Origin of the sequence: Mycobacterium sp. (genome assembly GCF_019243155.1) — a bacterium.
In the GTDB taxonomy this organism is placed as follows: Bacteria; Actinomycetota; Actinomycetes; order Mycobacteriales; family Mycobacteriaceae; genus Mycobacterium.
Genome location: NZ_JAFAUS010000207.1, coordinates 1 through 11175 on the forward strand (window position 1 = coordinate 1; position 11175 = coordinate 11175).

General features: G+C 65.4%; 9 protein-coding genes and 2 pseudogenes. 1 reads left to right on the forward strand and 10 read right to left on the reverse strand.

Annotation, left to right across the window (positions count from 1 at the left end; genetic code table 11):
* Positions 1-60, reverse strand: a pseudogene (locus JOZ00_RS27675) (B12-binding domain-containing protein); the annotation flags it as partial.
* Here JOZ00_RS27675 and JOZ00_RS10275 point away from each other — a divergent pair.
* A pseudogene (locus JOZ00_RS10275) lies at positions 55-1734 on the forward strand (vitamin B12 dependent-methionine synthase activation domain-containing protein); the annotation flags it as partial. The pseudogenes JOZ00_RS27675 and JOZ00_RS10275 sit on opposite strands and share 6 nt — an antisense overlap.
* A gap of 56 nt (positions 1735-1790) precedes the next feature.
* Here JOZ00_RS10275 and JOZ00_RS10280 read toward each other — a convergent pair.
* The 9 genes from JOZ00_RS10280 to JOZ00_RS10320 all read right to left on the reverse strand — a co-directional run.
* Positions 1791-2858 (reverse strand): YihY/virulence factor BrkB family protein, encoded by a 1068-nt coding sequence (locus tag JOZ00_RS10280; RefSeq protein ID WP_293343358.1) that lies wholly within the window; start codon positions 2856-2858, stop codon positions 1791-1793.
* A gap of 28 nt (positions 2859-2886) precedes the next feature.
* The gene (locus JOZ00_RS10285; protein ID WP_293343360.1) at positions 2887-3654 is read right to left on the reverse strand and encodes a mannan-binding family protein; all 768 of its coding nucleotides are present in this window, start codon (positions 3652-3654) and stop codon (positions 2887-2889) included.
* Complete coding sequence (locus JOZ00_RS10290; protein WP_293343362.1) at positions 3651-4430, reverse strand: tetratricopeptide repeat protein; 780 nt, start codon at positions 4428-4430, stop codon at positions 3651-3653. The genes JOZ00_RS10285 and JOZ00_RS10290 overlap by 4 nt, the downstream gene beginning before the upstream one ends.
* 9 nt (positions 4431-4439) lie before the next feature.
* Entirely contained in the window at positions 4440-5690 is a 1251-nt protein-coding gene (locus tag JOZ00_RS10295) for an MlaD family protein (protein WP_293343364.1), read from the reverse strand.
* The gene (locus tag JOZ00_RS10300; protein WP_293343366.1) at positions 5687-6910 is read right to left on the reverse strand and encodes an MCE family protein; all 1224 of its coding nucleotides are present in this window, start codon (positions 6908-6910) and stop codon (positions 5687-5689) included. The genes JOZ00_RS10295 and JOZ00_RS10300 overlap by 4 nt, the downstream gene beginning before the upstream one ends.
* Positions 6907-8010 carry an MCE family protein gene (locus tag JOZ00_RS10305; protein WP_293343368.1) on the reverse strand — a complete coding sequence of 368 codons (1104 nt, stop codon included), beginning with the start codon at positions 8008-8010 and terminating at the stop codon, positions 6907-6909. Before JOZ00_RS10305 ends, JOZ00_RS10300 begins: the two co-directional genes overlap by 4 nt.
* A complete protein-coding gene (locus JOZ00_RS10310; protein WP_293343370.1) occupies positions 8007-9062 on the reverse strand; it encodes an MlaD family protein in 1056 nt (351 codons plus the stop codon). The genes JOZ00_RS10305 and JOZ00_RS10310 overlap by 4 nt, the downstream gene beginning before the upstream one ends.
* Positions 9055-10110: an MCE family protein gene (locus tag JOZ00_RS10315; protein ID WP_293343372.1), complete on the reverse strand. Its 1056-nt coding sequence runs from the start codon at positions 10108-10110 to the stop codon at positions 9055-9057. Before JOZ00_RS10315 ends, JOZ00_RS10310 begins: the two co-directional genes overlap by 8 nt.
* A partial coding sequence (locus JOZ00_RS10320; protein ID WP_293343374.1) for an MCE family protein occupies positions 10107-11175 on the reverse strand: 1069 nt, incomplete at its 5' end. The genes JOZ00_RS10320 and JOZ00_RS10315, both read right to left, overlap by 4 nt.

An 11175-nucleotide genomic window follows, 5' to 3' on the forward strand; every position in this document is an offset into this window, starting at 1 on the left:
CATCACGCGCGCCGACTTCACCACCTGCGGCAAAAACATCTTGCCGTCGCCGAACAGATCGCCGACGCGGGCGGCCGCCCGATCGAGGTGATCGAGGGCCCGCTGATGGACGGCATGAACGTCGTCGGCGACCTCTTCGGCTCAGGCAAGATGTTCCTGCCCCAGGTGGTGAAGTCCGCCCGGGTGATGAAGAAGGCCGTCGCGTACCTGCTGCCCTTCATCGAGAAGGAGAAGGAAGAGTCCGGCGCCGCCGCGGGCAAGGACACCAACGGCACCATCATCATGGCGACCGTGAAGGGCGACGTCCACGACATCGGCAAGAACATCGTCGGTGTTGTCCTGCAGTGCAACAACTTCGAAGTGATCGACCTCGGCGTGATGGTGCCCGCCGAGAAGATCCTGGCTGCGGCCGAGGAGTACGACGCCGACATCATCGGGCTGTCCGGCCTGATCACCCCGTCCCTGGACGAGATGGTCAACTTCGCCGTCGAGATGGAACGCCAAGGGCTGGAGATCCCGCTGCTGATCGGTGGCGCGACGACCTCACGCGCGCACACGGCCGTGAAAATCTCGCCGCGGCGCAGCGGACCGGTGGTCTGGGTCAAGGACGCGTCCCGCTCGGTGCCGGTCGCCGCGGCGCTCCTGGACGACAATTATTTGTTTAACGTGACGGCGACCACCGAGAAGGACTACGCATCGCTGCGCGAACGGCACTCCCAGAAGAACGAGCGGCCGATGCTGACGCTCCAGATGGCCCGCGCGAACCGGACGCCGATCGAGTGGGACGGCTACGTGCCGCCGGTGCCGACCCAGGGCCTGGGCCTGCGGGAGTTCCTCGATTACGACCTCGCCGAGCTGCGCGAGTTCATCGACTGGCAGCCGTTTTTCAACGCGTGGGAGATGAAGGGTAAGTTCCCCGACATCCTCAACAACCCGGCCTCGGGCGAGGCCGCCCGCAAGCTGTACGACGACGCCCAGGAGATGCTCGACACCCTGATCAAGGAGAAGTGGCTGACCGCCAACGGGGTGATCGGATTCTTCCCGGCGAACGCGGTCGGCTCGGGTTCTGAAGACATCGAGGTCTACACCGACGACACCCGTACCGAGGTGCTGACCACGTTGCACAACCTGCGCCAGCAGGGCGAGCACCGGGAGGGCATCCCGAACCGGTCGCTGGGCGACTACATCGCGCCCAAGGACACCGGTCTGGCCGACTACGTCGGCGCCTTCGCCGTCACCGCGGGGCTCGGCAGCCAGGACAAGATCGCGGAGTTCAAGGCAGCCGTCGACGACTACAGCGCGATCCTGCTGGAGTCGATCGCAGACCGGCTGGCGGAGGCTTTCGCCGAACGGATGCACCAACGGGTCCGCAAGGAGTTCTGGGGATTCCAGCCCGACGAGCAGTTGGACAACGACGCACTCATCGATGAGAAGTACCAGGGAATCCGCCCCGCCCCCGGCTACCCGGCCTGCCCGGAGCACACCGAGAAGGCGACCCTCTTCAAGTTGATGGACGTCACAGAGCGGACCGGCATCGAGCTGACCGAGTCGATGGCGATGTGGCCCGGTGCCGCCGTCAGCGGCTGGTATTTCTCGCACCCGCAGTCGCAATACTTCGTGGTCGGCCGGATGGCCCAAGATCAGGTCGCCGACTACGCGAAGCGCAAGGGCTGGACGCTGCAGGAAGCCGAGCGCTGGCTCGGCCCCAACCTCGGCTACAACCCGGAGGACTGAGCCCAGCGTTGGTCCAGTTCGCACTGCCCGCCGAAACGGCGTGTGTCGCCGACGAGTCAGCCGCGCCGGCCGCGGGTGCGGCGTAGCCGAAGGCCGCGTCGCACGTCTTTCTTTTCCGCAGCCTCGTTCTTCTCGACGACGCGGGTGTCTTTGGGTGGTAGTTGCAAGTCTCGTTCGGCGGCGATTCCGGCCTGCAATTGGCGGCCGCGCTCTAGTTCGGCGTCGAGCTCCGCGCCGAACATCAGAGCCAGGTTGGTGATCCACAGCCACAGCAGGAACACAATGACGCCGGCCAGTGCGCCGTATGTCCCGTCGTAGTGGCCGAAATTGCCGACGTAGAAGCCGAATCCGACGGAGGCGAGCACCCACACCACGATGGCGACCAACGATCCGACGCTGAGCCAGCGGAATTTCGGTTGCGCGACGTTGGGGGTGGCGTAGTAAAGCACGGCGACTACGAGCGTGACAAACAGCAGGATCACCGGCCACTTGGCTAACGTCCATACCGTTTGAGCCGCATCGCCCAACCGCAAGGCGGCCGCGACGGCATGGGTTACCCGGCCGCTGATCGCGAGCATCAAGGCCACCGTTGCGGCCAACGTCAGGGCCGCCAAGGTAAGCAACAGCTGCAGCGGGCGCAGCTTCCACACCGGCCGCCCCTCGGCGAATCCGTAAACGCGGTTCATCGCCCGGCCGAAGGCGCCCACATAGGCCGACGCCGTCCACAACGCGGCGAGGGCACTGGCGACCAGCGCGAGGCCGGCGGAACGGTTCTCGACAAGCTGGGTGAGAGGCTGCCGCAACATATCGACCGCGGATGCCGGCGCGACATCGGCCGCGACGTCGAGCAGCGCGCTGGTGGTGCGTTGGCCTTGACCGACCACCCCGAGCATCGAGACCATCACCAGAAGCGCAGGAAACACCGACAGCACCGCGTAATAGGTCAACGCGGCGGCCAGGTCGGTGCACTGGTCGTTCCTGAACTCGCGGAGCGTCTTTCGCAGCACGAACAGCCATGAAGACTGCGTCAGGTCGTCGGGCGACTCCGGTTTGCTCGGATCGTCGGGGTCTGGCGCGTGCTTCCTTTCGTCGGTAAGCACATCATCTGTGTCGGCGTCGGGCATATTTCTCAATTCCCCCCAGCCGCAGAGTTCACACGCGCAGCACTGAACCCAGGGCCGAGAGCGGGATGTGGGCCTGGACGGTGCCCCCGTCCATGAACCACTGCAGGGCGCCGGGCGTGAAGTCCAGCGGCTCGTCGTGGGCCACCGGGTAGTCGGGCATGTACAGGATCAACTCGTCGGGCGTCAGCGCCCACGCCTTGTACGCCCCGGAGTACACCTTGTCGGGGGTCCAGCGGTCGACGAGGAACGGGTAGGTGCCCGGATCGTGCGGTGGCGGAGCCTGATTGAGCGCGGTCTGGATGAAGGGCTGCGCTAGCGGTGGGATAGCGGTCAGCGGATTCGATGTGGTCAGATCCGTCAGCTGAACCCTTCTGCCACTTGCCATGTCGAACGTGAAGGTCCGGTAGGCGTTGTTGGGTTGCGGCCCGTCGGCGTGGTAGTCCTCGTGGAACACCGCGCTCAGCAGGTTGGCGTGGTGGAATACCTCGAAGTCCTCCTCGCCGTAGCTGTCGGCCGCCATGTGCGCGTTGGCGTTGCGCCAGTTGTTCACCAGGGTGCGCAGGTAGTCGCGGATCGCCGGTCCCGTGGTCGGGTTGTCGACAAGGTCGTCGGGCACGGCGACCTTGATGTCCCGCACGGCGTTACGCTCGGAGGTCACCGAGGCGTGGCAGTACTGGCCGTCCCAGTTACCGCCCAGGTCGCCGCAGAACGACGGCGCGGACGCGTGTACCTTCGCGGCGTTGGGAACCGTTGCGGCGGCGGCCAATACGAGCGTCGCCAGCAGCCTGCGCATCACAGCAGCTGGACCTTGCCTGCCCGCCAGCGTCCGTCGACCTTCTCCATGGTCATCTTGATTCTGCTGCGGTCGATTCGCGGGTCGGGCGCCGCCGTGTTGGCCACGGTCTGGTCGATAAACACCAGCACGACAACCTTGTTCGTGGACTCGGACTGGACGGCCGAGTCCACCACCACCCCGTGCGCGCTCGCCTTGTTGTCGATCAGCAGTTGCCGGAGCTGCACGCTGGACTGGGTGTACATGTCCTTGAACTCGCCGGTCGCGCCGTCGAGCACCTGCCGGAAGTTGTCGTCGACCTTGTTCGAGTCGATGCTCGTGAGCACTTGCGCGTACGCGACGGCGGCCTGCTGGGCTTGCTGGCCCGCCAGCTTGACCTGATGCTCCTGCCACAGCTTCCACCCCAGACACCCCGAAACAGCAAGTGAGGCAACGAGTAACAGCGGCAGCGCGCTGCGACGCGCGTAGCGCCCCCACGGGCGCTTGCGCCGATCGGACTTGGCGCGCTTGCGTTTGAGCAGCCCGCCGCCTTCTTCGTCGTCTGTCTCGTCTTCGTCCTCTTCTGCCGCTTCGAGTTCGTCAGCGTCTTCGAGTTCGTCAGCGTCTTCCTCGAGATCCTCAGCGTCTTCGTCGAGATCGTCATCGATCTCGTCGAGTTCGTCGTCGGTCTCGTCGGGGGAGTCCTCGCCCCGAGTCTCCTCCGCGGCGGCGTCTTCCGATATCGGCGCCTCGAGCTTCTCGTCCTTCTCGTCTTCTTTTTTGGCTACAGTGACCACCATCTTCTCCTTCTAGTGCGGCGGTTCGATCGGCAGATTCGGGCCGCCGTAGGGCGTGGGAATCGTGTAGCGGCCCTTGGGCGTTGGATCGGTTCTGCGTCCAAGGTCCGCACCCATGGGCGGGCCTGCGGTGTCGTCGCCGCCCGGTCGCGGCGCGTTCTTGGCCCCTCGGATGGAGACCGCGGGGTCGTCGTCACGGCAATACGTGTACATGAACGGCTCGTAATAGTCGGCGGAGGACGGCGGATGCGACGGCGTCCCGTAGTCGCACACGTAGCGGGGGTAGAGGTCAGCCGTCGCCCACACGCCGTGATCGTGGAAGGCGCTGGCCACCGCGTCCAGCACCGACCCGCGGTAGCTGGGGAAGAGCGCATTGAGCGCCGGCACTCGCAGGTACATCAGTTGCGACATGGTGGCCATGCTGCCGAGCAATTGCACCATGGTGTCCGAGTTGTCGGCGAACAGATTGTCGACGCCCGAAAGTGCATGCGGTGCTTGGGCCGTCAGATGCCGGTAGCCGTTCTGCATTCTGGCAACCCCACTCAGAGTGCGGTCGAGGTCGGTGGTGGTGGCGGCCAGACCGGCGTTCTTGTCGGCCGCCAAATTGAGCACCACCCGGCTGGTCTTGATGATGCTGGTGGTTTGCGGCAGCACCGAATCGAGGGTGGAAAGCAGGAAGGTACCGCCGTCGACGATGGCGGCCAGCTTCGCCGGGCCCTCCTTGCTCATGCTCAGTTCCTTCTTGATCAGCTCAATTTTGTGTGGGTCGACCTGCGCCAGCATCCCGTCGGCGTCGCCGAGCAACTGGGCCAGGCTGACCGGGACACTGGTGTGGTCGAGCACGATGACGCTGCCGTCGTGCAGAAATGGGCCCGCATCGGATTCGGCTTCGAAGTTGATGTACTGCTCGCCGGCCGGGGACAGCGCCGAGACGTGCGCGAGGCTGGACGCGGGGATCTTCACCTGCGAGGAGATGCTTGCGACGGCGTTCACGCCGCGGTCGGTGATCTGCAGCGACTCGACCCGTCCGATCCGCACACCGCGCAGCGCGACGTCCTGATTGGGCAGCAGGCCACCGGATTCCGGCAACTGCACGGTGACCTTGTACGACGATGCGAACGGCGTGATGCGCAACGCGCCGGTCAGCAGGTAGGCCGTCGCGACAACGAGTGTCAGCGCCAGGCCGGCGACCGAGAGCCAGACTTGTTGCCGGTGCGCCGCCCGAACCGTGCGGACGATGCCATCAGCCATCGAGCCGATCATGGCGGTGTCCCCGGTGCCGGAGGGGCAGGCGGGGGTCCGGGGGCCCCAGGCACAATGTCGATCTGCCCGGGTACGACGGGGTCCGGTATCACCGGCACCTGCGGCGAGTTCGGTCCCCGGCCGACGACGCGCTCCTGCAGACGCCACAGGGTGTACTTGAGGGTGCCGACGAGCAGGTTCACGTTGTAGTGGTGCGGCCCGTGCAGTCCGATGTCGCCGGGGAAGCCGATGTCGGGGAGCGATCCGAGCATGATCTTGTCCACGCCCACGTTCACCGAAATCTGGTTCCCCGCCGTGGATTTCACCAGCGGTGCGATCAGCCGGTTGATCGCCAGAAAGCTGGTGTCCGGGCTCACGGCGACGTCGTTGGCGGCGCCGGCGATCGTGTTGATGTCGCGGATGATGCTGCGGCCGCTCGTGTCGGTCCCGCCGATCGACGGGAATCTGGCAAGCAGGCGGGTGGTGTCGCCGACCTGTGTGACGAGGTTCGACAGTTGGTCGGTGTTGTCGGCCAGGGCCGACGTGGCCGGGTTAGCCGCCGCCATCAGATCGGCGATGGTGCGGTCTTTGGCGTCGAGTTGGTCGGCCAGACGCGACAATTGGGTCAACGCCCCCGAGATCTGGTCGGACCGGGCGTCCAGGGTGCCGACCAGTTGGTTGGACTTTCTGATCAGGGTTCCGAAAGCCTGGCCCTGGTCGCCGGTCGCCTTGCCGAAACCGTTGATGATGTTGGTGAAATTGCGTACCGCTCCGCCGTTCACCAGGATCGCCGCCGAGCTGAGCACCGACTCGACGGTCGAGGCGGCCGCCGTCGAATCCAGGCCGATGGTGTCGCCGTTCTTCAAAAGCGCCGTGCTCGCGGGATCACTGGCGGGTGGTTTGACGGCCACGAACACATCGCCGAGCGGTGTGGCGGTGCGTAATTCGGCGGTGCTGCCCTGGGGTAGTAGAACGCCGTCGCGGATGCGCAGCGTGGTGACCGCCGTGTAGTTGCGCGCGACCATCGACTCGACCTGCCCGACGTCGGCGCCGGCGAGCTTCACCTTGGCGTTCATCGGAAGGTTGAGCGCGTTGGAGAAGATCGCGGTCAGGGTGTATCCACCCGACCCCAGACCCGGTGCCGGAAGGGGAAGGCTGGCAAGGCCGTTCGTGCCGCACCCTGAAATGGTCAGCGCCGCCGTGGCCATCGCCAGCGCGCATCGCGCGCGCCCCGCCGTCATTTCTGCCCCATCGCGGCCATGCCGTCCAGCACGTAGGTCAGCCCGAAATCCGGCCCGAAGTCCTGCAGCGTCCCGGTGCTGCATCCCAGTTGCCGAAGCCCCATCAGGTTGCAGATCTCTTTGGTGTATTGACTGTCGAACAACAAGCGGTCGGTGAGGAAACGCGCCCGCACGCTGCCGTTGGCCCGGTCGATCATGTTGTAGGCGTTGTCGGCGACCAAGGGCGCCACGTCAAGAAGCTCGGCGAGATCGCGTCGCTGATCCGTCACCGCCTGCAACGTCTTATTGCCTTTGAGCAGAGCCTCTTTGATGTTGTCGCGATTGGCGTCCAACAGGTCGCCGGCCCGCTCGACCAGTTGGTCGAGCTTGCGGCCGGTGGTGCCGCTGCCGATGTCCTCGTCGGCGACGACGTCGCTGACCTCGTGCAGTGTGGAGGAGAATTCGCGCAGTTTGGTGTCATTGGCGGCCACCGCGTCGAAGAGCGTGCTGATGTTCTTGACGATCGCGGTGATCTGCTCGCGGGTGGCCGCGCCGCCGTCGCTGGAGAGCCGCAGCGCCTTAGACAGTTGGCCGAGCGCGGTCTTGATCTGCGGGCCGTTGCCGTTGACGGTCTGCGCGCCGTTGTTGAGCACGTCGGCGATGGGACCAGCGCCGTGGCCGTCCCCCTCCAGCGACTTGGTCACCTTGTCGAGAACGCTGAGCACGCGGCTGAATTCGACCGGCGTCTTGGTTCGGGTCAGGCCGATGGTGTCGTGGTTCTCCAGGACGGGACCGCCGCGATAGGGCGGTGTGAGTTCGATCTGCCGGTCGGTCAGGATCGACGTCGACACGGTGACGGCCTGCGCCGCGGCGGGCACCTTGACGTGCCGGTCGACGGTGAACTCGACCTCCACGTAGCGGCCCTTGGCGGTGATCTTGGTGACCTTGCCCACCGGCATGCCCAGTACCGCAACCACATTGCCCTCGTACAGCCCGGAGGCACTGTCGAATTGGGCTGTCACCGTGATCGTGTCGTCGTCCGGACCCAGGTACCACCAGCCGAAGCCGACTGCGGCTGCCACCACCGCCACGGCGGCGACAATCGCGATGGCCCTCCTCATTTGCAGTCCTTGAAGTACTGGATCATCCCGAACTGCTTGGCGCGCCCGCTGATTGCGCACATCCACGAGTCGATGGCCGGGACGTTGGGGGCGTTGAAGTTGATCGCGTCACCGTCACCGGTGAGGTTGGCCGCCTCGCGGAAGAAGATCGGCGACACCTGCAACATGTTGCGCACCAGGTCGTCGTGTCCCCCCATCATGGAAGTGAAGTCACGCATGTCCTTGATCAGCGAATCCAGGCCGGACTGGTCGTTGACAACGATCTGGCTCATCGTGTCGACCAGGCTGGTCAGCGACTGCATCATGGCGTGGAAAACGGCTCGCCGCGCGACGAATTGGCCCAACAGGTCCTGTCCCTGGTTGACCAGGTTGCCGATGCCGGCTTGCTGGCGGCGCAGGGTGTTGGTGACCTGCTCGGTGCTTTTCAAAAGGGTCCCGACTTGATCGCGTCGCAGTGCGATGATCGACGACAGCGAGTCGATGTTGTGAATCGCCTGCGGCACCACCGCGGGCAGGCCCTCGAGTTGCTTGCCCAGGACGGCCAGCGACTGCGCAAATCTGTCGGAGTCGACCTGCTCGAAAGTCGTTGTGGCATCCTGCAATGCGGCCTGCAGGTCATAGGGAGCCTCGGTGTGCGACAAATCGAAGGTGCTGTCGGGCAGCGACGCCGGCCCGCCCGGCTCCAGCGAGAGGTAGCGCGAACCGAGGATGGTGGTGACCTTGATCTTCGCCCTGGAATCCTTGCCCAGCGCCACGTTGTCACGAATCTTCAGGCCGGCCTCGACGTGATCGCCGTCGAGTTTCATGCTGGTGACGTTGCCCACGGGAATGCCCGCCACGACGATCGGGTTTCCGGGGCGCAGCGATGCGGCCTGCAGGAACTCCGCGGTGTAGTGGCGGTAACCGACCCCGAGGGCGTGGATCAGCAGCATGGCCCCGATCACCACAGCGACCACCGCGGCGGCGACGAACCCGAGCCACGTCTTGTTATAGCTTTCCAGCGGACGCCTTTTCCGCGGCGTGCGGCGGGGCGCCAGTAGTGCATCAACCATCGGCCGTGCTCCTACACCGTGGGGTGTGCCACGCCCGGTTTCCCGGTGTGGCGGCGTTGATGATGATCGGCACCACGTCGTTGAGGCCGGGGAAGAACCCCATGAAGTTCACGTCGCACACGTAGGCGTTGCCGTAGGCGCCCTGATTGCCGACGCGGGCAAGCCCTTTCAGAAGCAGAGGGATGTTGTCACCGAAGTAAGCCACCTGCGGTTCGACGTCCATCAGGTGTCTGGCCACACCCGGCTTGCGGTCGATGAATTCCCGCAGGGACGGGTACACGTCCGACGCCGAGGCCGACAGCCGGCCCATCACCCGCGACAGCGAACCGATGGAGGCCTGCAATTCCGGCCGACGCCGGTCGAGGTTGCCGACCACGTCGCGGGCCTGGGTGATGACACCGTCAAGGTTGTCGTTTTGCGCGGCAAGATTGCCCATCACCTTGTTGAGGCTGGTGATCACGTCACCGAGGGCCTGATCCTTGCCTGCGAATGTCTGTGTGAGCGTCGATGTTTGGCCGACCAGGGTGGTCAGCGAAGAGGTGTCGCCCTGCAGCGACGCGATGATGCCCTTGGTGAGGTTGTCGGCGTCCTGGGGGTTCAACAGGCTGAAGAGCGGCTCGTAACCGTTGAGCAGCGCAGTGACGTCGAAGGACGGTTCGGTACGTTCCTGGCCGATGACGCTGCCGGGGGACAGCAGCTGCTGCGATCCTTCCTTGCCCAACGACAGGCCGAGATAGCGCTGGCCGACGATGTTCTGGTACGTCACCGACGCAACGGTGTTGCCGTACAAGCGCTGTTCGGTCTGCACGACGAATGAAACCCTCGCGAGGTCGTGGTCCAACTCGATCTTCTCGACGCGGCCGACCCGTACCCCGGCCATCCGGACGTCGTCGCCTTCGCGAAGCCCGTACACGTCGGTGAACACCGCGCTGTACGACGCGGTCGTGCCGGCCACGTCGCGGCGCAGGCTCACATAAACCAGCCAGGTGAGCGTCAACGCGACGATCATGAAAAGCGTCAGGCCGATGAGCGGGCCGCGAAATTTCATCTCGGACCCCCCGCCGGCGGAGGATGGGTCACCGACACCGTCGTCCCGCGTGCGATCGGCCCCAGGAGCAGCTGGGTCGCATCGGAGGCGGGTCGGCCGGTGATGACAGTCAACATGTTTCGCTCTTGTTGGCTGCCGACCGGCCCGACGTTACCGCCGAAAGAGGCTTGCGGAATCCAGGGCGCCTTGGGCGCCACCGGCGCGACCCACGGTTGCTGATCCGACGGCGACGCGGGTGCCCCCGGATTCGGGTTATCGGGGTTGGCGCTGCCCGGCACCGGCGGCGACGGCGTAATGCCCGGGGCCAGTGGCGGATTCGGGTCGGTCAAATTGGGGGGGCCGTTGATCAGCGGCGGGCCGACGGCGACGAGGTTCCCGTCCGGGCCTATCACCGTGCCCGGCGGCGGCGCCAGATCCTTGGGCGGCTGATAGTTCTGCGGCAGCAGGACTTCCGGGAGGTCCGGGCGCACCGGTATGAGCGGGGCGGTGAAACAGCTGGGCCCCTTCAGGTCTCCGTAGTGCGGGCAGTCGGCGCGTGTGTAGGTGGAACTGGGGGTGAACGTCAGCATCGCGCGCATGTTGCCGAGGTTCTGTTGCGGGTTCCAGACCTCGTCCATGAACTTGGTGCCCAGGTTGTCCAGCTTTGCAACCGCGGGTACGAAGTTGTTGGATTTCATCGCCAATATCCCGAGCACCGGCGTGAAGTCGGTGGTGATTCCGATGAGCTGGTCGATGTGGTTGTCGAACGATTGGCGCGTCGTGCCAACCGTGTTATCGGCGCCCGAGATCAGCGAAGCCAACTGCGCGCGCGTCTCGGCGAAGGTCTGCATCGGCCCGACGGCCCGATGCAGCGCGTCCAAAAGGTCGGGTGCCGTCTGCTGCAACCCTCGCGTCGCCTCGACCAGCGCGGAGACGGTCGAGGGGCCGGTGTCGGTGCTGACGATCGAATTGAGCTGATCGAGAAGGCGATTCAGCTGCGCGCCGGCATTCAGCAGGGTGGTGCGGCGATGGTCGGTTGCGGCCGCCAAAGCGGCCAGGATCCCGACGGATCTGTCGTCACGGCCG